The organism is Bradyrhizobium sp. dw_411 (assembly GCF_018449695.1).
Taxonomy (GTDB): domain Bacteria; phylum Pseudomonadota; class Alphaproteobacteria; order Rhizobiales; family Xanthobacteraceae; genus Bradyrhizobium.
In genome coordinates, this window is record NZ_JAAVUY010000010.1 from 153,406 (window position 1) to 177,029 (window position 23,624).

A 23,624-nucleotide genomic window follows, 5' to 3' on the forward strand; every position below is an offset into this window, starting at 1 on the left:
GCACACCCCGGCGTTCTGCTGCGATTAAGCGATCGCGAAGCGGCGGAACAGAACCACCTTCACCGAGTCCAGCAGAAGGGAGAATATAATCGCGGCTGCGAACAGGCCCGCCACAACTGTTATCGCAAGCGGTTTCATCAGGAACCCGTTGACGGCTAAAAAGCTGATCAGCGTCAAATCTACCGCTGAGGAAACAATGAGCCATTTGCCAGGCATGGAGCGCCAGAGGTGTTGCCGCTCGCGCGCAACATAGAAGACGGCCTGTCCACTGAATACCAGCGTCACCACGGTGAGTGTCTGCAGCGTGCCGATGTCGAGGTTCAGCAGGAATCGCCCGGTCGAAAAACACGCAACGCAGAACATCAGATCGACCATCCCCATAATGACGCCAGCCGCGGTCAAGCGGCCGATTTTCCAGACACTCGGCGTCGGAGACGGCCGAACGTTATCGGTGGATGACGACATGGCCAGAAAGTCGCCGGTCACCATCATCAGGACCATGAGCATGGGTGTCAGGATAGCCTGGCCGGTGATAATCAAGCCAGTAGCCAGGAACAGCACCTGGACAACCTTGTGTACGATCGACCTCAACGTGTAAGTGAGGATTCGCTGGAAGGTCGTGCGTCCTTCCTTCACCGACGCGACGATACCCCCAAGGCCGGGCTCGGTTAGCACAATACCGGCGGCCGATTTTGCCACGTCGGTCGCCGTAGATACTGCGATGCCCATCTGCGCTCGCCGCAGCGCCGGCGCGTCGTTGGCACCATCTCCGCACATGCCAACGATATGGCCGCTTTTCTGCAGCGCTTTGACGAGTTGATATTTATCCTCGGGCAAAACACTTGCGAAAATAGAAAATTTATCCGCCTGAAGATCTCCAGGAAGAGGCGTTGTTTCCCATACTGAGCCGGAGATGCCGATGTCACCCGCCACCACCTGTGCGGTCACTGCAGCATCTCCCGTCACCATAATCGTGCGTACGCCGAGGCCGGTCAGTTCGGAGATGAGCGCCGCGGAGTCCTCGCGGGGTGGATCACTGAGCGCGATCAATCCGACCATTTGCAGCTTCGCCGCGGGCCCTGCTGCGACGGCCAGGACCCTGTAACCTTTGGCTTGCAGCTCATCCACGATGGCCGAACAGGCAGGCGACGGCTGTGACAGGCTCTGGACGACGGCGAACGCTCCCTTGACGACGCGCGCGACGGAGCCGTCCGCCTCGCGAACTGTGGCTTCGGCGCGCTTAACGGCGGGGTCGAAGGGGAGAAAAGTAATGAGCTCAGGTTTGTCTGCGGCCGGTTGGCGAGCGGCGGCGGCGCGAATGGCAGCATCGACGGGATCCTGACCACCGTCGGAACTCGCCAGCGCTGCAAATGACAGGACATGCCCATTGTCAAATCCCGGCATTGAATGGACAGACATCACCGCAAGCTCGTTGCGTGTCAGCGTCCCGGTCTTGTCGGAACAGAGAATATCGATACCGCCGGCCTCATCGACGGCGGACAGGCTGGTTGGCAGGACACCCTGGCGTGCCAGTGCGCGTGCGCCGACCGCTGCTGCCAGCGTGAACATCGACGGTAGCGCGACGGGTATCGAAGACAGGACTGCGACGAGGATAAGCGGGATAATGTCGCCATGTGGCATGGGGAGCCACAGCGCGTAGATGGTCAGCAGGACGGTCACGGCGCCGTTGAACAGCGCGAGATTGCGCACGACACGCAAGATAGCCTTCTGTTCGGAGCTTTCTACCTTGGCGCTTCGGACGAGTTCCGCGGTCCGTCCGAACTTGGTGCGTATTCCCGTCGCGATCACTTCCCCGACGGCTTCTCCCCGCCTTATCAGCGCGCCGGCATAAGTCTCGGTGCCGGCGGCCGCCTCGACGGGCAGGGACTCGCCTGTCAGCATGGACTGATCGACGAGAATCGATCCATCAAGCAAGCGCACATCCGCGGCGACAACGGAGCCGAGTGACAACTTCACGAAGTCGCCGGCAACGAGTGTGGTCGCAGGAATTGTGATCCATACCCCGTCGCGTTGTACCACGGCCACTAGCGCCAGCCGTGACTTGAGAGCATCGAGCGTGGCTTGGGCCCTGCCTTCCTGGAAGAAGCCAATGGCCGCATTTGCGATCAGGAGAATGGCGACGACACCGGCTTCCACATAGTCGCCGAGAAAAAGCTGGAGAAGAATGGCCGCCTCGAGCATCCAGGGAACGGGCGCCCACAGTTTCCCGAGGGCGCGCTGCACGGGGTGCTGCGTCACATCGGCGATAGCGTTTGACCCAAGGGTCAGACGGTGACGGGCATCATCACTGGAGAGGCCATGCCGCGCGGTAACATTCGTCGTGCCGTTCGGCTTGGGGAGACTAATGCCTTCCATCGACGGCCGGGTAATCGCGGCCATAGTCTAACTCCAATTCGATGTTGCTGCCGGCTGGCGGGCATGTCCCACAAGTCGACAGGCTGGTTTTAGGCCCACTTATTTGTCCTAAGTCCTGATCTTTTCCCAAATTGCGGCAAGTTTTTGGGAAGCCGTGTTGAAGGATATCTTGGCACTCTCCCAGTCTTCTGCGCCGACGGTCTCCAATTTGTGGAACGCATCCTCGGTTTCCGTCCACGCCGTGTTGAAATCATTGTGGGCCGTGATGCTCGCCTCGGAATTTTTAGCCTTCGCCTTCTCACGGATGTCATGCAATTTCTGCTGCCAGGCTTGCACGTCGTCGCGCGCTTTCTGGATGTAAGTGTCTCTTTCGGTTTTCCAGTCAGCGGCTGCAGCCGTTCCGGAGGAAGCTGTGGGTTGGGGTGGTTGAGCCGATTGACCCGCGGCGGGCAGCGTACCAATCAGGCCGATCAATAAAAGGGAGCCGACGATGGTCGAGGCGGAACGGATTCGCATGGTAACTCCTGCTGTCTGGCATTCAATGGAAATAGGTGATTGGCCACTCGACACCTGTCGCGAAAGCACCGAAGCCGAGAGTCGCTCAAATGGCGCTTATTGAGCGTGTGTGACGCGGTAACATGACAATACCCGACGGCAATCGCGCTAAGGTAGACTCGGAAACTACCTAGCTCCATTGGCAAACTGGTACATCTGCTGGAGCGTACTTTCCGCTTTGGAGATTTGGAGATTTTAGCCGCGCATCAAGCCGCGAGGTCGTCAAGCTGGCGCCGGGCAGACGCAAAGGCGGTCTTAATGGCGACTTCAGCATATTCATGCGGTGGGTCGTCCGTGGCCGAATGATTTACAACGATGTTTTCATGCGGCGGTATGGTCAGCCAGATGTTGACCTGAAACCCCACGCCATGGCGATGCTTGTGGCTTGGAGCGATAACGGTTATGCGGCATCCCGTGATGCGTTGATTATGTGTCTCCAGCCGCTCGATCTCCCTTAAAATTACCTCACGCGCAGCCGGCGATGGCTCGGAGCCTTCGAACGTGATCTCTGGTGTTATCTGCATTTCGGTCCTTCCGGCGAGAGCGTTGGTCCCCATGCCAATCCGCATCTAACCGAATGGTTGCACCCGCTTCCAGCGTCGGTAGCGGGTGGCCCGCTCCGTCTCTGAATTTCTTTCGGAAGTTGAGCAATATTGAACAGTGGCCGGATCCCGCAGGCGGCAGGATGGGAGGATCGCCGACCGGCCCTCGGCAGTTGCTGGTGACAGAGAGTTCGATAACGCTCCCACCTGATGCAGGGAATACGCTATGACCGAACGTCAAATGCCCACGCTATCGCCTCGCGCAGCGGCAAGGCCTCGTTGTCCCAAATGTCAGTCGCGCATGGAAATTCAGCGCATTACTGCTGCGCGTTCTGGTTTTGAGCATTGGACGCTGAAATGCTGCAAATGCGGCCTTATTCACGAAGCGCAGGTCAGCGCCGATCCAATGAAGGCGGAAGCCGAGGGTTGGGCCTGCGGTCATCTAGTGCCGCCAACGTAAGATCGAACATCGTGAAGCAAGAAGCCTCGCCTGACAGCCGTAATGAGAACGCACGCGCGCTGGATGCTCTCGAGGAAGCGCGCGAAATGCCGCCAGGTCCGCAGCGGATCGATGCGCTCAAAAAAGCTGGTGCGCTTCGTCATGCCGCCGATCATCACGGATTGACTTTTGCCAAGCGAGGCAGACCTCGAAATAAGTGAGCAGGGAGATTGTGTCATGCGTTCGCTTGACGCGGCAAAAACCCGGTCAAAATGGATGGATCGCGAACGACACGAGGCTGAGAGCTATGCGGAAATTTTTCTTTGATATGAAAGACGGCGTCCCGCTGCGCGACCGAATCGGGTTGGAATTCGAGAACAATGCCGACGCGATCGCACATTGCGGGGTCCTCGCAGAGCACTTTTACCGAGATAGCCTGACTAATGATCAGGACCTTGAGATATCCGTCGTCAACGCGCTCGGCCGTGAGATTCATCGCGAGTTCGTTCATCGGCGATAGCGGCTTGTCAGGATTTCGTTTGTACGATTTAGATCAATCTTGGGCTTCGGGCCTGATCTACATCTGAGACCGGCTAGTCACCCCTGGGATCAACGAGCCTCCCAAATTCAGCTTACCTCGTGCGCGAAGCTGGTGGACGACTCGATCGCTTCTTCCCAGAGATCATCGGTGGCAACACCCTTGGCTTCCAGTCTCTGCACAAGCGCGGTTACGGCGGCCGCGGAGACATCTGCAAATCTGTCGGTTCCAGAAGCTCGGTCGCGCATCGTATTTAGAAATGGCCGCAGCGACTCGATCGCTTCGGCGGAAGGAAGGCTTCGCGCCCCATGAAGGATATGGAGAACATCGCGGGCCAGTTGCGGCAATGATACTTCGTGTTTAGGGGTTGCGTGGGCGCGCAGGCCTTCTGCGATGGCTTGATGAGCCTGTTCGATCGCCGCCATTCGATTTGCCGCTTCTCCACTGGTTTTTATCTTGTCCCGATCCTTGATCGATAATTGCCATTTCCACGAACCGTGGGAAGACTCGACCGCAGTAAACTCAACGCCACGATAATCCATAGCCTTTGTCTCCTCTGGCCGAAAGGATACCAAAAAAACGGCCTCAGCGCGGGGGCACACTGAGGCCGGCTTTGCGGACATCCATAGGACAAGGAGGGCGTCCTTATGAAGGCAAGTTGCGCAACCGCTATTCGTTCCGTTCAATCAAGCGATTAACGACTCGGACTCCGGCTTCGGTTTAGCTTTGCCGCTAAATGTCGCGTGAGTGATCGAAACCGTCGTTCCTTGACCGTCGCTCACGGTCTCAACCTGGGCACTCAGTTGTTTCGCCAGAGCCTTGACGATGCCGGTTCCAAGTCCGCTCTTCGGTTGAGCGAATACGCCATCAGGCTTCCCGACACCGTTGTCCGCGACGGAAAGCTTCCAGTCCGTGTCCGCAGTCTCATAAGAGACGACGATTTCTCCGTCTTTTCCGCTCCCTCTGAATGCATATTTCAGTGAGTTTATAACGAGTTCTGTGACGATCAAGCCCAGGCTCTCGGCGTTGCGGCAGGTTGCTGTGCCACCTTCGCCGACGACCTTCAGAATGACCGGCTGATCTTCGCCGATCATGGAGTTCGAGAGAGCTTCGCAGAGCCTTGTTAGATAGGGCTGCATTTCCATAGAGCCGATGGCGGCCGATGCGTGGAGATGTTGCTGCACGGCCGCGACTGAAATGACCCTGCTATGTGCGTCTTGCAAATGACGGCGCGTTTCTTCCGAGTCGACCGACTTTGCCTTCAACAGAATGATGCTGGCGATAATCTGGAGGCTGTTGGCCACGCGGTGCTGGATTTCGTCCAGCAAGACATCTTTTTGCCGCAGCAGTTCATCCTTTTCGCGTTCCAGAGACCGCTTTCCTGTGACATCCTCGATGCCGAGCAGGATGATATTGGCGTGTGAGCCCGCCTCGTAGAACACCTTGCGGGCATTGAGGAGCATTGTACGGTGCCCAATATCGGGAAAGTCGTGATCGACTTCGTAATCCTCCATTTCGCCGCGCTCGGGTATGATTTTTCCCAGGAGCAGGCGAAGCTTTGGAATGTCCCACGCGCCGTCGCCCAATTCGTACAGAAGCCTGCCCTGGGTTTCGTTGCGGTTGACCCGAAACGTCACATAGAATGAGCGGCTCGCGGCGACCACGCGCAGTTCGTCATCGAGCACAATGAGTGGCTCTCGAACGGTGTCCACTATCGCATGAGCAAGCGCAAAAGCATCCCGGTCGTCAGTGAACTGCTTCCTGAACATGTCGCGTCCTTACGCTCTCGCGTCCGAATCGCCTCCTGGAACGCGCTTCCGCGATAGCAGTCCTTGCAAGACTCTAGGGTCTTTTCGCAATGTTTGAGACCGTAAAGCTATGGCTGCATAGTTTGGACGTCTGTATAAAATTGACCATCTATTGCCAATTCTTATTCACGTCGTGGTTGCGACGGTTACGATGTGAGCATGGTTGCAGTTGGCGCAGTCAAATGTGCGAATATCGAAGCCCAAAGGTCCTCGCGTAACAAGAACCAGGGTCATTTGGGCGCTGCACTTTGAGCAGTGAGGACGTTCGGCCGCATTAAGCGGAACGCGAGACGAAGAAAAGGTTTCGGGCATCATTCGTCCGACGTTTTGAAGGATGGCGGCCGCTATTTCATGATCTCAGTTATCGTGATGCCGCTGACCGGATCAATCTGCCAGTCTAATGACGGGATTTTTGGTCAATATTGACCACGCTAAAGAATTTATTTCGGCGATTCACGGGAGGAGCTTGTCATCTACTCGTCTTCCTTGATTTGCGGCTTGTCACGCAGGACAGCATCCAGAAGCAAGCGGTGCACCTCTATCTTTCCGTTGTAGCTGATAAAACCCTTTTTACGAAACTTGTTCATGAAGAAGCTGACGCGCGACCGGGTGGTACCGATCATGTCGGCCAGTGTTTCCTGACTAAGAATGACCGGGATGGGCTGAGTGACGCCCTCTTTGCCGAAATCCGCGAGAATCAGCAGAAGTCGGGCGAGCCGCCGTTCGCTCGAATTGAATAGCTGGTCAATCAAATCGTCTTCGATCCGGCTATTACGCAATAAAAGATATGACAAGAAGAACGCGGAAAACGCGGGCTCTGCCCGGAGTATCGCAATCATCGCCGCTTTGGTTATCGATGTAAGAAGGCAGCCCTCCATTGCATGCGTGGTCGAGGTGCGAAGTTTTACACCATCAAGACATCCTTCGCCGAAGAACTGCCCTTGCGTCAGAATCCCGACGACAGCTTCTTTGCCCTGTTCGGAAAAGACCGTGACTTTAACTTTGCCTTTTTGAATGTAGAATATTGTACCGGCACCTTCACCCTGGGTGAAAATGACATCGTTTTTCCTGTATTTCTTCAGCACCTTCCCAAGTCCTGAGAGACCCAGAAATGCCTTGGGATCAAATGATGCATTCGATGGCGGATGGCGCGGTGGAACAGCCAACGGTGTTGATCCCTGGTCAGGCGGGAGCACAACACTCTCGGTCACCGATGACAGCTGAGGATGGAGCGATGATGCTGGCCAACGGGTCAGCGGCGCAAAAGTTCCCGCGGCCGTTGAACGATGGAAATGGATGTGGTCAATATTGCTCAGACAGCAATTTCGTCATGTGCAACTCTTGAATCGCTGGAATTCCGGATTAGCCGTTTCCGCCGCGGCTCGCTTGGTTTAGGCTCCGCTCACCCCCCCGATACCGCTGCCTCCTTTTCCAGGTCCCTCATCCCCGGAAAAATCTCCTGTTTTTCGGCTTTTTATTTCGGACGTTCGCGGCCCGGCTGGGCTAATGTGGGCGTACCACTGCGGACCACATCAGACATGGCAAACAAGACGAATCAGGCTCCTTTTGACCCCAAGGTGTTTCTCGCCATGGTGGGGGAGGGAAAAACGATACTGGAATATCGCAAGGATCAAATCGTATTCGCGCAAGGAGACGTGGCGGACACGGTTTTTTATATTCAAAAAGGCCGGATCAAGGTTGTTGTCGTATCCGAGCAAGGCAAGGAAGCCGTCGTCGGGATTCTGGAGCCCGGCCAGTTCTTTGGCGAAGGTTGCATGAACGGCCATTCGTTGCGCATCGCGACAACGACGGCGTTGGAACAATGCCTAATCACGGTTATTACGAAATCAGCTATGCTCACCACGCTTCACAGTGAACCGAAATTTTCGGAGCTGTTCATGGCATATCTCTTGACCCGAAATAGCCGGATTGAAGAAGATTTGATCGATCAGCTCTTTAACTCAAGCGAGAAGCGATTGGCTCGCCTGCTGCTTCTGCTGGCGAATTTTGGAAAGGAAGGCAGTCCACAATCTATCAGTCCCAACATCAGCCAGGAAACATTGGCTGAAATGATCGGTACGACTCGGTCCCGCGTGAGCCATTTCATGAACAAGTTCCGCAAACTTGGATTCATTAGTTACAATGGGAAAATTGAAGTTCACAACTCACTGCTAAATGCCGTCTTGTACGACAAGCCTGAGATTAAGCGGGATTCGAAGGACGCTCCGGAAGACACGGAAGCTGAGCAGGATTGAAACGCGCTAGTCGGCTACCAAGGCTGAGCCGTAAGATTTAGCGCGATACTGTGTAACTCTCGCCGGTCAATTCGCGAAGGGCGGCAGTAATCTGCGCGGGGCTGTAGGGCTTCGGAAGAAAACGCCCGCCCTGAGGCAAGTCGCCCGTTCGCACGTCGACGAGGCCGGATGTCGCGATAATGTGGATCGGTGGCCATCGGTCTCTCACAGCTCGGGCTAGCTTCAGCCCATCCATGGAGCCGGGCATTTGGATGTCGGTGAACACCACGGCGACGTCCAATCGGGCTTCGAGTATCCCAACCGCTTCATAGGCGTTCGACGCTTCTACGACCTCAAAGCCGGCCTCTTCTATCATTTCGGCCGCATGCATTCGAATGAGGAGCTCATCCTCGACGACAAGCACGACGGGTTTCTTGGTTGCCGCCCATTCCATTCGCCAGTCCTTCCCGGAACCTAACGCAACGTTCAAGTGCCCGCTATCGTTCCCCGACGAGCAGAAAGAGATCGAACCGGACATGCGGGGTTTTCCAAAGAGACAATTCACAGCGAGTATTTTTGCTCATTGCCGTAGCGGATGCAGCAGCACCGGGCGTAGGTATTTTCCGAGCCTTTCTCGCCGATCTTGCGTTCGTTAAAGGTGACGGCACCGCATGATGCGGGCGCGGGTAAAAGGATCGTCGTATGTCTCAGTTGAGAGTTGCCGCAATCGTCGTAGCGGGATTGATCGCCACGACAGCGCCGGCCGGAGCGGGGATGCTCTCACCGGCAGGTCTGCAAGCGGGAAAGCCTGACGCAGTAGCCGAGCAGATTCGCTATCGCAGCAGCGCCTTTCCAGCAGCGATTATCGGCGGGGTGATCTCCGGGGTGCTGGGTGGGGTGGTTGGTGGCAACTGCTATTTCAATGACTGCGGGTATGGCGATGGCTATGGCGGCGGGTATTACGGCGGAGGTTATGGTGATGGCGGACGCCGCAGTGGATTCAACCGAGGCGGTGGACGTTGGGGCGGGGGTGTCCGCATGAGTCATGCCGCGGTTGGTGGCGGACATGTCGGCGGTGGTCGCGGCGGCGGCGGTCATGGCGGCGGCAGAAGATAAAGCTCTGAGTCCGCTGGTCTGCAAATAGCGTGGCCAACGGTCTCCAGTTGAGAAGACGTGATCAAGTAAATCGCCAACATACAACCCAATACGGGAGCACGAAATGCGGAAGCTGAACGTTACGACCCTAGTCCTGGTGTCTACAGCTTTTGGCGCGACCATGGGCCAGGCGACAGCAGCGCAATACGGTCCGCGCAGAGCTCCCTTTGAGAATCTTTGTGCCGAGCGCGGCGGGCCGTCTCATCACCCCGAGCTTGCGGATCGGTTAGCGGAACATCTGGATTTAAATGACGCGCAGAAGGCGGCCTTCAAGGAATTCCATGAGGCACGCAGGAAGTCGATTGAAGAATCAAAAGCAACTCTCTGCACCAACAAACCGGATCTGTCGTCGTTCGAAGCACGTCTCGTTTTCGGTCAGACGTTCATTGAGGCGCGACTCACAGCTTTGAAAATAGAAAATCCAAAGCTGATTGCCTTCTACAACAGCCTTGATGCACGGCAAAAAGAGAAGTTCGACAGATTCCGCGAACGTCTGGGCCGGGAGTAGAAGGCGCTCGCGTTTGATTATCAAATGCAAGCCCGACGCCAGCGCGACCAATCTCGTGTGGCTGAGACCGGGCACCACTAGACTGAAGGACCGTCGCGACCTAGCCGATGTAATTCACGGCTTCGTCGCCGAAGACACAAGCTCGCACCTTAGAGGCCCCGCCGTCACAACCTAACAAAACTTCGCTGGTGAATGTCTTTCCGCCCACAAACGTCGCGACGACCTCTTTTTGAGCCTGCTCCAAACTCTCAAAACGGTGATCGAGAAAGATGCAGTCCGGATCGTTGCGACGGATGGCAGCGGCAAGTGCCGCGTGAAGATCCGTGCGATGCACTTGATGATACTGAGCGCCGAATTGCTGGAAGTAGTTTGGTCCCGTCCACCTGGTTTTGATCACAGCGCCTGTTTGGAAATGGCGCATGACATATCCCTCCGCGGGCCCGGCTTCCCTCGTCACGCGCTCGCCAATGCCAAGAAAATTAAGCGCAAGCATCGCATTCGGCGAGATAGCCACACCCGCACCGATCTCTTGAAGCTCTCGCGCCTGCTCAAATACCGAAACGCGACAGCCGAAATGCTGGAGCGAGAGTGCGGCGCTCAGGCCGCCGATACCACCCCCGATGATCGATATCCGTGAGAGTCTCAAGGCAATCGCTCCAGATGCTTTGTCACTCCGGCTTGATATCGGTTACGCCTTCCTCGCCAACGGCGTGGTAGATCCTGTCTACCGCGCCCTTCTCCAACACAAGCCAGTATAGGCGGGCGACATCCTGCTGGTGCGCCGGAGCCCAGCGTTCGGCGCCTTCGCCGACATAGGCGGCGGCGACCAGATAAGTGATCAACCCAGCTTTCCCGTCGGCGCCATGCACTTGTGCAGGCGTATCGCCATCGCGCGCACGCCACGCGACGCATAGACCAAACCGGCCTGCTCGGACACGCGCGGGACATGCGGGCTGGAATCGCGCCGCATATCTTCGGTGATCACCACACCTGGCGCGATGAGGCCGGTTCCCGAAGTGACGATGAATGGCTTGTTCGTGCCTGCCAGCGCATCCCCCATTGCTTCGATGGCGGTCTTGTCGATCGCGCCATTCTCCGCGAATTTAGTGAAATCATGGATGAACGCCAAATGGATCACGCCGTCTGAATCCCTTGCGCCGCTCTTCAGGCTTTCGAGGTCCTGCAGCGAGCCGCGATGAACTTCCGTGCCAAGTTTCTCAAGCGTCCTAACGTTCTCTTCAGAGCGCGCAAGGCCGACGACCTGATGCCCGTTTGCGATCAGTTCCTTTGTAGTTTCGCTGCCGATAAATCCGGCGGCGCCGGTGACGAATACGCGCATGAGAAAGACTCCCTGTTCAGGTCGCCGGGATATTGCTACGTTTCTCATTCGGGTAAAGTAGTGAAGTTATACAGGTATAACGGCTAACAGGATGACGGACGCGAATTCACTTGGGGTCTATCTGAAGGATCGCCGCGCCAAGCTCGATCCGACGGCATTCGGCTTTCCGCTGAAGCGGCGGCGGACGCCGGGACTTCGGCGCGAAGAAGTGGCGCAGCGCGCCAATGTGAGCGCCACGTGGTACACTTGGCTGGAGCAGGGGCGCGGCGGCGCGCCCTCCGCCGATGTACTGGATCGTATCGCCCGCGCCATGATGCTGACCGACGTGGAGCGCGAACATCTGTTTCTGCTCGGTCTGGGCCGGCCACCCGAGGTCCATTATCGCGCGCCCGAAGGTATCTCACCCCGTCTGCAACGCGTGCTCGATACGCTGGAATACAGTCCCGCTTTTATTCGCACGGCGACATGGGATGTGATCGCGTGGAACAGGGCCGCCGCGGCGGTCCTCACCGACTACAGCACACTGCCGGATGGGCAGCGCAATGTTCTGCGCATGATGTTCCGCGACAGCCGTGTACGCGCAGCGCAACCGAACTGGCAAAGTGTTGCGCGCTATGTGGTGGGGTCCTTCCGCGCGGATGTGGCGCGCGCCGGTGCTGCGCGCGATGTGCAATCGCTGGTCGATGAGCTCTGCGCGACAAGCTCCGAATTCGCGGCGATGTGGCGTGACAACGATGTGCAAGGGCATGGCGATGGCGTGAAAGTCCTGCATCATCCCGTCGCCGGACAGCTCTCGATGGAATTTTCTGGTTTCGCCGTCGATGGCCGGCCCGACCTCAACATAGTAATCTACAACCCTGCAACGCCCGCGGATGCGGACAATATTCGCGCGCTGCTGAAGTCTTTGCCGAAATAGGTGCGACTGATTATCGTCCGTGTTGAGACGAGCGTGAAGACCCATATGATCCGCGGCGTCGTGTGAAGGAGGCCCTCATGGCGAAAGAAGACGATCCGATAACCGTCATCGATGACCTGCCGCTGCCGGCCTTCGAGCTTCCGAAGTGGCTGGTCGAGCCGGCTGTGCGATCGTGCCGGCTGTTCAACACCGCGCTCGATTTTGTCTTCTACGACGTGCCCGCTTTGCGCGCTGCGCTGGCCGCGAAGGAAGCGACGACCCAGGCTGCCGGCGATGGGTCGCTCTCGTCGATCAGCGGTTTGAACGCACTCAGTGACCCAGAGGGGTCGTTGCTCATCATCGACGCGACGATCGCGCCCCATGTTCACGAATACCGGAACGTGGAGAACTTCCTGGAATCATCCGATCGGCAAGCACGCGACGTTGACATCGCAACAATCACCGGGGTCGGCAGTTCGGCACTGGGAAGCGCGGCCCTGGCCTGGGACATCTCGGTCGCGCTGCAGAAGCCCGTGCTGGCAATCGTGCCGGGCTATGGCGTCGCCGACGTCGTCCTGCAGGCACTGGGCGGCTGGTTTGCCTTCGGCCTGCATGATTTCCTCGGCAGCAAGTCGCTAATCCAGGCGGGGCTTGCGATATCTGCCCCGCAGACCGCACGCATCGGTCGGGAGCTTTCCGCTTCTATCCCGAACGAGCCGACCGTGCGTGGCGCGCCGGTCTTCCGCCACGGCTCGGGCTCGTCGGACGTCCTCCATGCCCTGCTTGAACGTCGGGAGACACCCTTTCGGCTGCTGGTCGGTCACAGCAAAGGTGCACTGCAGATCGGCAACGCGATCGAATCCCTCCCGCCGGAGCGCACGCGCAGTCTGCACGTTGTCACGCTGGGATGTCCGATCGGCAAGAACGTCCCGGGCGTGGACTACCATCAGTATTTGGGCCTATTCGATGCGCTCGGCCAACTCAACGCCTGGGGGCATCGGCCCGACTGTTGGCCGCCGACGTGGCACAGCACCAACCCGGTGCTGCCGCCGGCAATGGCGGCCGGCGAGATGACTTCGGAGTCGTTGCGCGGCTGCGGCACGGCCTGAAATTCGAACCTTGCGCCATGGGATCCCAGCCGCCGACCTACTGCGGGGACGCAACAGATATGCAACACGCTGCACCCAAGTCATGGATGAATAGTGCCGTGATACGGTTACCTAAACCGTAAGTCGGAAGCTCGGATCCATTCCAATCTCGCGGCAGATTGTAGATAAATGCTTACGGCAACCTTCGTGTCGGAGCGGGGCTGAAATTTCGGAGGAATTGCGATTTAGACGGTTCTTAAGGTAACAGACCTCAATGATTTCAATAGTCCGGCCCAGACTACGAATCTGGGGGTCAGGAGTTCGAATCTCTTCGGGCGCGCCATCACTTCGCTAGATCACCCCCACGGCGCCCCACAATCGCCTAAGGCCTTTTTGCTCTAAACGATCGCGCAGCTTCGCAACGATGGCGATCGGAGCGGGAATCGACATTCGCGTCCCAAAGGGTGACAGGCGATCAGCGTTCCGTCGTCGGCCGCCGGCTCGGGGCGGTTTCGCGCCTGGAACTCGCACTGATCTGCGCGAACAGGATCGACGAGTTTTAGAAACCAGAATAAACGCATCCCCCGCCGTCGAGTGACGGGGGGGATGCAGATCGGGGCGGCAGAGATCGAGGCTCCGTCTACGATCAGTTCAGGTGCTCACGGATACCATCAGCGATCTGATCGAGTGCCGCTTCGGTGGTCGGAACCTTGCGCAGGGCGTTGAGCGCGACGAAGTCATGGATCGTGCCGTTGTACTGAACGACTGCGACCGGAACGCCGGCATCGGTGAGCTTGCGGGCATAGGCTTGGCCTTCGTCACGCAGCGGATCGTTTTCCGCCGTGATGACCAGGGCTGGTGGTAGACCGGTCAGTTCGACCTTGCTCGCGCGTAGTGGCGAGACATAGGGGTTGTCGCGCGTCTTGACGTCCGGCGCATACAGATCCCAGCCGTACTTCATGAAAGCACGCGACAGGAAGTAACCGTTCGCGAACTTCTTGTAGGACTCAGTATCGACGCTGGCGTCGGTTGCCGGCACCAGCAGCACCTGATAGGCGATCTTCGGGCCCTTGCGATCCCTGGCCATCAGAGCAATTGCAGCGGTCATATTGCCGCCAACCGAGTTGCCCGCCACGGCGATACGGCTGCCGTCTGCACCGATCTCCTCGCCGTGAGCCGCCACCCATTCCAGGGCGGCGTAGGTCTCGTTCAACTGAGTCGGAAACTTTGCCTGTGGCAGCGGGGTGTACTCGACAAACACGCCGACCTGGCCGGATTTGACGACGAGATCGCGCAGCAGGCGCTTATGGTTGTCGAAGTTGCCGACGATCCACACGCCGCCATGGATGAAGAACAGGACGCCGGGGTTAGCCTTCGCGTGATCAGGCTTCATGATGTAGATCTTCACGGACTGACCGTTCTGCGTGATCGTCCGATCTGTCGTCGTCACACCGGACATATCGACCGGGGACTGGTTCTGCAGGGCCGTCAGGATTTCCTGCGGCTTTGGCTGCGGCAGTTCCCAGAACGGGCTGGGGTTCTTGCTCAGTTCGGTAAGGAATGCGCGCACTGTGGGGTCCAGGTGGGTATTGTTCTTGAAGTCTTCGGCGGAAGCGGACTGGGTCATGACGGTTGCTCCAATGGTGAGGGCCAAAAGGCCATTAAGGCGTTTCATGATGTTCTCCGTGGGGGAGTGGGTGGACTCGGAGAAACTCCGAGATGGGTTCGCCCTGTGACGTCAAGGCGATGGTCTGATGTTCATTCCCTTTTGAGCCGGGAGGCCGGGGCGGCCGGGTCAAAGAAAATGAAGGAGATAAACCGCGTAGGTCGACACGATGACCAAATCGAAGATCACGATCGGGCGCATGTGAGCGGTGTGCGGCTTTTTCCAATCGGCCACGATCAAGCCGATGAGCCCGGCCTTCTCGATGGCGGCGGCCAGCATCAACGGAGCACGGAGCTCCGGGTGCCACGCGGCGTAGATCAATAGCGCTCCCAGGCTCGGCGCCAGCAAGCCCCAATGTCGCATGATCAAGCTCCCGGCCCCACCGGGCGCGTCTATTCCGAACAAGAGTTTTGGGCCGCGCGTCGGGAGCAGGAAAACAACGATTGGCAACATCGTAAAAGCGCCGCTGACCAATAGAACGATCTGAATGTGGTCGGCTATGATCACGGTAGTTCTCCATCGGTCGAGCCGAGGCGCGCAGCCCGGCGTTCATATGAATGGACTTGCAAGGTCAGGGGAACGCGCGCCGCATGAACAGCTCGAACAGCGCGTCCGGCAGCCAGGCTTTCAGTCGCGGGATCCAGCGGGCGAGCGCGCCGACCCGGTAGCGCGGCGCCGGCACTCGGGCATGCACCGCCTGCACGACGGCGGCGGCCACATGCTCCGGCCGGGTGTGGCTGGCGAGGCCGTCGCGGCGCATGCGCCGGACCAGTTCGGCTCGCCGCTGGGCAAACGGGTTGTCGGCTGCGTTGACTTCCCGGATCGACTGATCGAGTGAACCGGTGGCCACCGGGCTCGGGCTGACGGTGCAAGCATAAAGGCCGAGCGGCAGCAGCTCCTGCCGCAGCGATTCAGTATAGCCCTCGAGAGCGAACTTGCTGGCCGAATAGGCCGCATTCATCGGCAGGCCGAGTTCGCCCCCGATCGAGCTTATGTTGATGATACGTCCCGAGCGTCGCTCGAGCATGTGCGGCAGCACGGCCTGGACCATGCGCGCCGCGCCAAGAAAGTTGGTGTCGAGCTGGTCCATGAATTCGTGCCACGGGGTTTCGATCACGGCGCCAAACAGGTCGTAGCCGGCGTTGTTGATCAGCACATCGATGCGGCCCTCGCGCCGCAGCAGCTCGTGTACGCAGGCCTCGACGGACGCTGCGCTGGTAACGTCGAGACTCAGCACCTGCAGGCCGTCCTGCGGTCCGCTCTCGAGTTTGGCGCGCTGGGTCACGTAAACACGGTGGCCGCGTCCGTGGAGCTGGGCGGCGATCGCCGCGCCGATGCCGCGCGTGCCGCCGGTGACGAGTATGACTCGCGATCCGTTTTTCAAAGTCCGGTTCCTCAGGGGTTTCTTGGGGGTTCTTTGAGGCGCGAAGTGAATCGCGCGTCACAGTTCTTCCAAAAAGGAAACGATGGCGCGCGTGGTTTCAGTGGGCGCGTCGACGACCGAAAGGTGGGCGGTCGGCAACGCGACGAAGCGGCCTCGCGGCAGTTGAGCGGCGGCGCGGCGCAGATCATCGACCGGGCACATGGGGTCGCGCGTCCCGGCGATAAACAGCGTCGGCGCGGTGATGTCCTGCAGACGCGAAGCCAGGTCGTCTCTTTCCAGCAGCACCGAGCGAACCGCGTGGGCCAGTGCCGTACCGCGCGCGCGCCGGATGTGTTCGCGGAATTCGTTCATGAAGACGGTCTCGCGCTTGCGCGTTTCGGGCACGAAGTAGCTCTCGGCCACGCCTTGCGCGTACAGGTTGGTGCCTTTCAGCCAGCGTGCGCCCCAACTGACGAAGTTATCGCGCCAGAGCGCGTTGCTCTTGAAGACCGGAGTGTTCAGCATCACGACGGCGCGCGTGCGGTCTGGATGGTTCAACGCGAATTCGCCGGCGACGAGGCCGCCCCACGACGTGCCAATGCAGACGACCGGCCGGACGATCTCAAGCACTTCCAGCACCTGCACGACGGCGTCCGCGCAGTGCGCCATGCTGAAGCTTCCTGTGGATGCACCACTGGCGCCATGACCGGGGCCATCGATGAGGATCAGCCGGTAGCGTTCCCGCAGCGCGGCCACCTGCGCGTTGTAGATGCGGTGATCAGCCAGGACTGAGGGCCAGAGCACCAACACCTCCGGCGAGGCATCCGTGCGGCCGGGAATGCCGGTATCGTAGACCGCTAACCGGCCAAGGTTGGTCGGAATCGACCGCATCTTGACGGCGTTGGGTTCAGCGGCCGTAGTGCGGGCCGCCGTCTCTGGATGGGGTGAAGTCATTTGGTCCAAAGGAGCTATAGACAGGGGCTCCCGCCGGCAGGAGGAAGGAATGTTATAACCGTTAACTTAAGCCCCAAAACCTCCAATGTCAACGCCGTTAACATGTGCCCCATGGCCCTATGAATCCGCCTCCCGAGTCCCCCGCCGCCGGCCGGTATCACCACGGAGACCTGCGACGCGCCCTGCTGGAGGCCGCGGCGAAGGCTTCTGACATCGAGCACATTTCGCTGCGCGAACTGGCCTCGGGGCTGGGCGTCAGCGCCGCCGCCGTGTACCGGCATTTCGACAGCCGCGAGGCCTTGCTGGCGGAGTTGGCCGCGATCGGAATCGCACAGCTCCAGCAGCGCTTTGCCGATGCGTTCGACCTCCACGCCCCGGCCGCCGACGCATCGGAGGCGATCGCGCGCCTGTACCGCCTGGCGGTGGCCTACCTTCGCTTTGCCGACGAACAACCTGCCATGTGGCGCCTGATCTTTGGTGCATACGCCGTGCAGACCCGTGCCACTGCTTTGCAAACGGGTGCGCCGACCAGTTATTCATATCTGCCGGCGGCCTTGCAGGGATTGTACGGAACGGGCGTTATTGTTGCGCCCCCGGCGCCGGGCGACCTGCTGTTCACATGGAGCACCGTCCACGGCGCAGCAGCGCTGCGGGTAGGCAACGTAGCCGCGGCGCTGGGCGAAGTGGAGCAGGTGGGTGCCGAGATGGTGCAACGTATTTTGCGGGGAATAGGCGCGCATAGTCCATGATGGACCAACAGCGGTGCGGCTTCGCTGCGTGAGCAGCCGACGCCGCCGTAACCTGTCTAAGCCGCCCGGCTGTGCCCCTCGTCGCCGAACATGTGGACCTTGTTGCGGCCGGCGGCCTTCGCATCGTAGAGCGCGATATCCGCTTCCGCGAACAATTCGGCGATCCGCCGGCGATGCGGGCGACCGATGAGAGCAACTCCGATCGAGGCGCCGACCTCGAGGCGAAGACCATTCCAGAAAAACGGCCGGCTCAACATCACGATGGTCTGCTGCAGCACATGCGCGATCCGGGCGGGGTTGGTCGGAGCGTGCAGGATAATCGCGAATTCGTCGCCGCCGAGCCGGGCAACCAGGCCGGCCTTGTGGAAAGCGCGCCCCAGACGCTGCGCGACCTCGCACAGGCACGCATCTCCGGCCGGATGGCCGAGCGTATCGTTGAGTTCCTTGAAACGGTCGAGGTCGATCAGGACGAGCGCGGACGCGAAGCCATGATTCAGGCTGTCGCCGACGACGTCGCGATAACAGTCCTGGAAAACGAAACGGTTGGCGAGCCCGGTGAGCGGATCGGTTTCGGCCTGGTGCCGCAGGCTTTCCATGGCCAGCCGATCGGACGTGATGTCCTGTTTGGAGCCGAAGATCCGCACCGGCCGCCCGCCCTCTCGCACCGCATTGATCGAGAGGCGCATCCAGCGTCTTTCGCCGCGCCAGGTCCTGATTTCGGTATCGAGCGTTACCGCGCGGCCGCTCCGGATCACCTCGGCACGGGCGAGTTCCATGCTGCGCCGCGACTCGTCAGTATAGAGTGCGACGATGTTCGCGCGCCGCAGCGGGTTGCCGATCGGATAGCCGAAGATGTCGTGGACGCCCGGAGTCCAGGTCAGGCGCTCCGTTTCGAGTTCACATTCCCAGGCGCCGATGCGGGCGAGATTTAAGGCTTGATCGTAGAGGCGTACGCGAACGTCGTCGGACGGAACCGCGGCAGCATGATCTGCTTCATCTCTCATCGATGTTCCGGCCGCATTCCGGGATTTCGCCCATGCGTCCAAGAAGTAGGGTCACGGTGTTAACGAACTCTATATTTCCGTCTCAACAACGCGTGCCCAGACCCCCTGAATTTTGCTCATGGGGGTCTCAGGTTTTTCGTTTGATCAGCGCAAGCGTCCTCCTGCATCCTGCTGCAAAGCCCGAAAAATGGGCCAGGAAGCAGGAAGAAACGTCTGTGAAATTTTGTAAATCACTCGCCATGCTGGTCGCGCTGGCATGGTCGCTTGGCGGACCGGCGACGCCCGGAATGGCGCAAGCATGGCCGGCCCGGAACGTTACGATCGTGACGTCGTTCGCCGCGGGCAGCGTAACCGACTTGACCGCCCGGATCATCGCCGCCGCCTTGCAGGAAACGCTCGGTCGCACCTTCATTGTCGAAAACAAACCCGGCGCGGGCGGTATGATCGCCGCGCAGTACGTCGCGCATGCGGATCCCGACGGTTACACGCTGCTGCTGACGACCAACTCGACGCATTCGGCCATCAACGCGCTCTACAAGATGGTGCCGTACGATCCGATCAAGGATTTCACGCCGATCGCACGGGTCGGCAGCTTCCCGTCGGTGATCGTGGTCAATCCGTCGGTGAAAGTGAATACGATCCAGGAACTGGTGGCCTATGCCAAGGCCAATCCCGGCAAACTGTCCTACGGTCATGGCAACAGCACGGGTTATATTGTCGGCGAGGCTTTCAAGCATGAAGCAAGTCTGGACATTGTGCGCGTGGCCTACCGGAGCGTTCCGGCCGGTGTGACGGATTTGATCTCCGGGCACATTCCGATTCTGATTCTGGATATTAGCAGCGCGATGCCGCAGATCATCGAGAAGAGCATGCGTCCGCTTGCGGTGTTCACTAAAAAACGCAGTTCCGAATTGCCTGACATTCCCACGCTCGACGAAACCGTGATGCCGGGCTTCGATCTGTTGGCGTGGGTCGGCCTGTTCGGTCCCGCGAAGCTGCCGCCTGAAGTCCTGGCGATCCTGGAACGGGAACTCAAGATCGTATTGGCGAAACCGGAAACTCTGGAAAAATTCAGGAAGTCCGGAATCGAGCCATACTGGGGAGGCTCTGGCGAGTTCAAGGACTTTGTCGGGACCGAGCTCGTGAAGTGGACCACCGTCATCAAGGCGGCAGGGATTGAGCCGGAATAAACGCGCCCCTCAATTCTGTTCATGCCCCCACCGGATTCATCCATTGTACCGTTTCGCCGAACCGTAGAAGTTGGCGGCGAAAGATTTTGAGGCGAAAGATTCTGAGGGCTGACGATGACTGAGATTTTCGTGGCGCGTTCGGCGGACCTGCCGGAAGGAGCGCGTAACACGGTGGAGTACGAAGGCCGGCAGATCGGCGTCGTTCGCGCCAAGGACAAGCTGCACGCCTTTCTCAACATCTGCCCGCATCAGGGTGGTCCGGTCTGCGATGGATTGCTGATCCACCGCGTTGAGGAAATCATCGCGCCCGACAAGACCTATCAAGGCATGCGGTTCAGCGAAACCGATCTGCACATCGTCTGTCCGTGGCACGGCTGGGAATTCAACATCGAAACCGGAAAATGCGCCGGAGACGGCAAGCACGGTCTCAAGCGCTTCAAGACCGTGGAGCGGGATGGAGCGGTTTATGTCGTTGTCTGAACAGAACCTGTCGCGCCCGCGCAACCAGATCGATGCGCTTCCCGAAACCGCTCAAGGTCTGGTCGATACGGCGGAGCGGCTCGCAACATCGTTGAACAGCTTGACCGCAACCGGGCAGGCCGGCGCATTTCCGGACGAGACGATGCGTCAGTTGATGGCGGCATTGGTCAAGCTCTACGCCGCGAAGTTCGATGAAGGCCAGCGCCCGGCGCTGCTTGATGCCGGTGGCGATGTCAGCGCCACCGCGGTTCTGGTCGCCACGTCAGCGCTGATGAAAGCCTCAAATCTCGAAATCTTCGAACTCGGCATGTGGCAATCCTGGTCGGCGACGCGATAGTCAGAGGAAATTTTTATGCAATACCGTTCAAGCACGCCGGAGTTCGACCGCACCATCGAGGGTTTTCACACCGGCGAGCACCTGGTGAATGCAAGGCGGCAGGCCGATGCGCGAAAGCTCGACGATGTTCTGATCGTCGATGTCGATTGTCATCATTACGAGACTGATAATTTCGCAGAGATCATCGAATATATCGAAGACCCCGTCATCAAGCAGGGCGCTGTCAATACCTTCGCCTATAAAGGCTCCGCGGCAATCCTGATGGATCAGCCCGGCTATCAGGACATCGGCGGCCGCGTCTCGCGCTACCTCGAGCGCAAGCACGAGAAGATACCGAAGACCGCCAATCCGCGCGAAGTCGAACAAACCCTGCGCTGGATGAATGCGCTGAGCGTCGATTATGCCTGCCTGTTTCCGACGCCGATGCTGTTCATGGGGCTGCATCCTCAGGCCGAGGTCGAGGTCGCGATGGCGCGGGCCTATAACAGGTGGCTCACTGACAACGTGCTGCCGTCGAATCCCCGCCTGCGGTCGATGCTGTATCTGCCGTTCAACGATCCCGAAGCTACCTATCAGATGGTCAAGGAATATGGCCACAAGCCCGGTGTGATCGGCTTCATGGTGGTGTCGACGCGCTACAAGCCGGTCTACGACAACGCCTTCATGAAGACCTACGCGCTATTGGAAGAACTCGGATTGCCGCTGTCATTCCATGCCTCGTATAACTGGAACGATCAGCTGGTCTCGATGACCAATCGCTTCATCACGGCCCATGCGGTTGGGTTCACGTTCTTCAACGCCGTGCATTGCGCGAACTGGATCGTCAACGGACTGCCGGAACGGTTTCCCAAACTGAAAGTGATCTGGATCGAGTCAGGGCTGGCCTGGATTCCCTGGCTGATGCAGCGGCTCGACAATGATTACCGGATGCGAACCTCCGAGGCGCCCGCGCTCAAGAAGCTGCCCAGCGAGTATATGAGGGATATGTTCTACACCACCCAGCCGATGGAGATGGTGAACAACCACGAGGCGCTTGAGCTGACCTTCAAGATGATCAACGCCGATACGCAATTGCTGTATTCATCGGACTATCCGCACTGGGACATGGACCTGCCGAGCACGATCTGGGACTTGCCGTTCCTGAGCGAAAAATCCAAGCGAAACATCCTGGGCCTCAACGCCAAGCGGATATTCAACCTGGACGTTTCGGATCGTTTTCCTGACGCCAAGGGAAAGTCCGACGGCATGGTCGATACGTTCAAGCAGCAAGTGACCCCGGCCTGATGGCTTCGGGGTAAAGTAGCGAGCTAACTCAGGTCGCTCTGCAGGGCGTCGCTGACCCGCTTGACCAGCCAGTTCTTGAACACTTGAACCTTGCGCATGTCCGATGAGCGCGCCGGCCAGACCACATGATAGGCGAACATCGACCGCGCGCGAATCGAGAATGGCTCGATCAGCCGTCCGGCGGCGAGATCGGGCCCCACGACGCCGGAGCGGCCGAGCGTGACGCCGAGGCCGTCGATCGCCGCCTGCAGCGATGTGATCATGTAGTCGCAGGTGATCTCCGAGCGGAATTGCATCTCGTTGGTCTTTGCGGTCTCGAGCCAGAACGGCCATTCGTCGCGCAGGATCGTCGAAGCGGTCCGAATAATCGTATGCCGTTCGAGATCCCCGGGCGATTTCAGAGGCGGGCCAGCCGCCAGCAGTCCCGGGCTGCAGACCGGAAAAACTTCTTCGTCAGCCAGCCTCTCCGCCGTCATGCCGGCCCAGCCGCCCGCGCCGTGCCAGATCGCGACGTCGAAGTCGTGGTGGAAATTATTCTCGAACGCCTGAATGGTCCGCAGCTTCAGCGAAATCGCCGGATGCTGCGCGCGAAAATCATGCAGATGGGGCAATAACCGCTTGACCGCGAACAGGCCGAGGCACTGAACCGTCAGCATGTTCTCGTCGCTCTGGTCGGTCGCGCGGTCGGTGGCGGCGGAAATTTCCATGATCGCGTTGCGGACCGATCGCAAATAGATTTCGCCGGCCTCAGTCAGCGCAATCATGTTCGCATTGCGTACGAAAAGTTTGACCCGAAGCAGATCCTCCAGGTTCTTGATCTGGTGGCTGATCGCCGTCTGGGTCAAATTGAGTTCAATCGCGGCGCGGGTGAAACTCAAATGACGCGCTGCGGCCTCAAAGGCGCGCAGGCTCATCATGGAAGGCAGATGGTTTCGCATGAATCCGATGGAACAGGTTTTGCGCGCTGCAACATAACCGGCTGCAACATGACAATTTGAAACCATAAGCCAGAAAAGCGATCAGGATGGCAATGGCTTTCCGTGAGGCTTTCCGTCGCTCCGGCAACTGCGTTACCGCAATGTCCACGTAGCCGAACGCATCAGATGCAGCTTGTACGTGT

General features: G+C 59.0%; 27 protein-coding genes. 10 read left to right on the top strand and 17 right to left on the bottom strand.

Features of this window, described 5'->3' with window-relative positions; genetic code table 11:
- Nucleotides 1-24: 24 nt before the first annotated feature.
- The 7 genes from HB676_RS18750 to HB676_RS18780 form a co-directional block, all read right to left on the bottom strand.
- Nucleotides 25-2,400 (bottom strand): HAD-IC family P-type ATPase, encoded by a 2,376-nt coding sequence (locus tag HB676_RS18750; RefSeq protein WP_249780323.1) that lies wholly within the window; start codon nucleotides 2,398-2,400, stop codon nucleotides 25-27.
- 84 nt (nucleotides 2,401-2,484) lie between these two features.
- The gene (locus HB676_RS18755; RefSeq protein ID WP_213739360.1) at nucleotides 2,485-2,892 is read right to left on the bottom strand and encodes a hypothetical protein; all 408 of its coding nucleotides are present in this window, start codon (nucleotides 2,890-2,892) and stop codon (nucleotides 2,485-2,487) included.
- A 245-nt stretch (nucleotides 2,893-3,137) separates the two neighbouring features.
- Nucleotides 3,138-3,455 (bottom strand): HPF/RaiA family ribosome-associated protein, encoded by a 318-nt coding sequence (locus HB676_RS18760; RefSeq protein WP_213739362.1) that lies wholly within the window; start codon nucleotides 3,453-3,455, stop codon nucleotides 3,138-3,140.
- Between the two features lie 692 nt (nucleotides 3,456-4,147).
- Nucleotides 4,148-4,423: a hypothetical protein gene (locus HB676_RS18765; protein ID WP_213739363.1), complete on the bottom strand. Its 276-nt coding sequence runs from the start codon at nucleotides 4,421-4,423 to the stop codon at nucleotides 4,148-4,150.
- 116 nt (nucleotides 4,424-4,539) lie between these two features.
- Complete coding sequence (locus HB676_RS18770) at nucleotides 4,540-4,992, bottom strand: hypothetical protein (RefSeq protein ID WP_213739365.1); 453 nt, start codon at nucleotides 4,990-4,992, stop codon at nucleotides 4,540-4,542.
- A 144-nt stretch (nucleotides 4,993-5,136) separates the two neighbouring features.
- Entirely contained in the window at nucleotides 5,137-6,219 is a 1,083-nt protein-coding gene (locus tag HB676_RS18775; RefSeq protein ID WP_213739366.1) for a histidine kinase dimerization/phosphoacceptor domain -containing protein, read from the bottom strand.
- Between the two features lie 512 nt (nucleotides 6,220-6,731).
- Nucleotides 6,732-7,424 carry a Crp/Fnr family transcriptional regulator gene (locus tag HB676_RS18780; RefSeq protein ID WP_213739368.1) on the bottom strand — a complete coding sequence of 231 codons (693 nt, stop codon included), beginning with the start codon at nucleotides 7,422-7,424 and terminating at the stop codon, nucleotides 6,732-6,734.
- Nucleotides 7,425-7,796: 372 nt separating this feature from the next.
- Between HB676_RS18780 and HB676_RS18785 the strand changes: the two genes are divergently transcribed.
- Nucleotides 7,797-8,513 (top strand): Crp/Fnr family transcriptional regulator, encoded by a 717-nt coding sequence (locus tag HB676_RS18785; protein WP_213739565.1) that lies wholly within the window; start codon nucleotides 7,797-7,799, stop codon nucleotides 8,511-8,513.
- A gap of 37 nt (nucleotides 8,514-8,550) precedes the next feature.
- Here HB676_RS18785 and HB676_RS18790 read toward each other — a convergent pair whose 3' ends face one another.
- Nucleotides 8,551-8,946: a response regulator gene (locus tag HB676_RS18790; RefSeq protein ID WP_213739566.1), complete on the bottom strand. Its 396-nt coding sequence runs from the start codon at nucleotides 8,944-8,946 to the stop codon at nucleotides 8,551-8,553.
- A 248-nt stretch (nucleotides 8,947-9,194) separates the two neighbouring features.
- Between HB676_RS18790 and HB676_RS18795 the strand changes: the two genes are divergently transcribed.
- Together HB676_RS18795 and HB676_RS18800 are read left to right on the top strand one after the other, a co-directional pair.
- On the top strand, nucleotides 9,195-9,608 hold the full coding sequence (locus HB676_RS18795) for a hypothetical protein (protein WP_213739369.1): 414 nt from the start codon (nucleotides 9,195-9,197) through the stop codon (nucleotides 9,606-9,608).
- 103 nt (nucleotides 9,609-9,711) lie between these two features.
- A complete protein-coding gene (locus HB676_RS18800) occupies nucleotides 9,712-10,155 on the top strand; it encodes a Spy/CpxP family protein refolding chaperone (RefSeq protein ID WP_213739370.1) in 444 nt (147 codons plus the stop codon).
- Nucleotides 10,156-10,255: 100 nt separating this feature from the next.
- Here HB676_RS18800 and HB676_RS18805 read toward each other — a convergent pair whose 3' ends face one another.
- The 3 genes from HB676_RS18805 to HB676_RS18810 are packed head-to-tail and all read right to left on the bottom strand — an operon-like array spanning nucleotide 10,256 to nucleotide 11,494.
- Nucleotides 10,256-10,801, bottom strand: coding sequence for an FAD-dependent monooxygenase (locus HB676_RS18805; protein ID WP_213739372.1), 546 nt, complete (start codon nucleotides 10,799-10,801; stop codon nucleotides 10,256-10,258).
- 22 nt (nucleotides 10,802-10,823) lie between these two features.
- Nucleotides 10,824-10,997 (bottom strand): hypothetical protein, encoded by a 174-nt coding sequence (locus tag HB676_RS33880; protein ID WP_249780324.1) that lies wholly within the window; start codon nucleotides 10,995-10,997, stop codon nucleotides 10,824-10,826.
- Entirely contained in the window at nucleotides 10,994-11,494 is a 501-nt protein-coding gene (locus HB676_RS18810) for an NAD-dependent epimerase/dehydratase family protein (RefSeq protein WP_249780325.1), read from the bottom strand. The genes HB676_RS33880 and HB676_RS18810 overlap by 4 nt, the downstream gene beginning before the upstream one ends.
- Before the next feature lie 91 nt (nucleotides 11,495-11,585).
- On the opposite strand from HB676_RS18810, the gene HB676_RS18815 reads away from it, so the two are divergent.
- Both HB676_RS18815 and HB676_RS18820 read left to right on the top strand, forming a co-directional pair.
- A complete protein-coding gene (locus HB676_RS18815; protein ID WP_213739374.1) occupies nucleotides 11,586-12,410 on the top strand; it encodes a helix-turn-helix transcriptional regulator in 825 nt (274 codons plus the stop codon).
- A 77-nt stretch (nucleotides 12,411-12,487) separates the two neighbouring features.
- Entirely contained in the window at nucleotides 12,488-13,498 is a 1,011-nt protein-coding gene (locus HB676_RS18820; protein WP_213739375.1) for a hypothetical protein, read from the top strand.
- 625 nt (nucleotides 13,499-14,123) lie between these two features.
- Here HB676_RS18820 and HB676_RS18825 read toward each other — a convergent pair.
- The 4 genes from HB676_RS18825 to HB676_RS18840 all read right to left on the bottom strand — a co-directional run bounded on the left by HB676_RS18825 (nucleotide 14,124) and on the right by HB676_RS18840 (nucleotide 17,460).
- Nucleotides 14,124-15,152: an alpha/beta hydrolase gene (locus HB676_RS18825; protein WP_213739377.1), complete on the bottom strand. Its 1,029-nt coding sequence runs from the start codon at nucleotides 15,150-15,152 to the stop codon at nucleotides 14,124-14,126.
- A 120-nt stretch (nucleotides 15,153-15,272) separates the two neighbouring features.
- Nucleotides 15,273-15,506, bottom strand: coding sequence for a hypothetical protein (locus tag HB676_RS18830; RefSeq protein ID WP_213739378.1), 234 nt, complete (start codon nucleotides 15,504-15,506; stop codon nucleotides 15,273-15,275).
- Nucleotides 15,507-15,714: 208 nt separating this feature from the next.
- Nucleotides 15,715-16,527, bottom strand: coding sequence for an SDR family oxidoreductase (locus HB676_RS18835; protein ID WP_213739380.1), 813 nt, complete (start codon nucleotides 16,525-16,527; stop codon nucleotides 15,715-15,717).
- A 57-nt stretch (nucleotides 16,528-16,584) separates the two neighbouring features.
- Nucleotides 16,585-17,460 (bottom strand): alpha/beta hydrolase, encoded by an 876-nt coding sequence (locus HB676_RS18840; protein ID WP_213739381.1) that lies wholly within the window; start codon nucleotides 17,458-17,460, stop codon nucleotides 16,585-16,587.
- 119 nt (nucleotides 17,461-17,579) lie between these two features.
- Between HB676_RS18840 and HB676_RS18845 the strand changes: the two genes are divergently transcribed.
- Nucleotides 17,580-18,209 carry a TetR/AcrR family transcriptional regulator gene (locus HB676_RS18845; RefSeq protein WP_213739383.1) on the top strand — a complete coding sequence of 210 codons (630 nt, stop codon included), beginning with the start codon at nucleotides 17,580-17,582 and terminating at the stop codon, nucleotides 18,207-18,209.
- Nucleotides 18,210-18,265: 56 nt separating this feature from the next.
- On the opposite strand, the gene HB676_RS18850 is transcribed toward HB676_RS18845, so the two are convergent.
- On the bottom strand, nucleotides 18,266-19,213 hold the full coding sequence (locus HB676_RS18850; protein WP_213739384.1) for a sensor domain-containing diguanylate cyclase: 948 nt from the start codon (nucleotides 19,211-19,213) through the stop codon (nucleotides 18,266-18,268).
- A 215-nt stretch (nucleotides 19,214-19,428) separates the two neighbouring features.
- On the opposite strand from HB676_RS18850, the gene HB676_RS18855 reads away from it, so the two are divergent.
- From HB676_RS18855 to HB676_RS18870, 4 genes are all read left to right on the top strand, one after another.
- The gene (locus HB676_RS18855; protein ID WP_213739385.1) at nucleotides 19,429-20,403 is read left to right on the top strand and encodes a tripartite tricarboxylate transporter substrate binding protein; all 975 of its coding nucleotides are present in this window, start codon (nucleotides 19,429-19,431) and stop codon (nucleotides 20,401-20,403) included.
- Nucleotides 20,404-20,517: 114 nt separating this feature from the next.
- On the top strand, nucleotides 20,518-20,883 hold the full coding sequence (locus HB676_RS18860) for a Rieske (2Fe-2S) protein (RefSeq protein WP_213739387.1): 366 nt from the start codon (nucleotides 20,518-20,520) through the stop codon (nucleotides 20,881-20,883).
- Complete coding sequence (locus HB676_RS18865) at nucleotides 20,870-21,220, top strand: hypothetical protein (protein WP_213739388.1); 351 nt, start codon at nucleotides 20,870-20,872, stop codon at nucleotides 21,218-21,220. Before HB676_RS18860 ends, HB676_RS18865 begins: the two co-directional genes overlap by 14 nt.
- A 15-nt stretch (nucleotides 21,221-21,235) precedes the next feature.
- The gene (locus HB676_RS18870) at nucleotides 21,236-22,504 is read left to right on the top strand and encodes an amidohydrolase family protein (RefSeq protein WP_213739390.1); all 1,269 of its coding nucleotides are present in this window, start codon (nucleotides 21,236-21,238) and stop codon (nucleotides 22,502-22,504) included.
- Between the two features lie 23 nt (nucleotides 22,505-22,527).
- On the opposite strand, the gene gcvA is transcribed toward HB676_RS18870, so the two are convergent.
- Nucleotides 22,528-23,442, bottom strand: a complete 915-nt coding sequence (gene gcvA / locus HB676_RS18875; protein WP_213739391.1) for a transcriptional regulator GcvA — start codon at nucleotides 23,440-23,442, stop codon at nucleotides 22,528-22,530.
- Nucleotides 23,443-23,624: the final 182 nt, after the last annotated feature.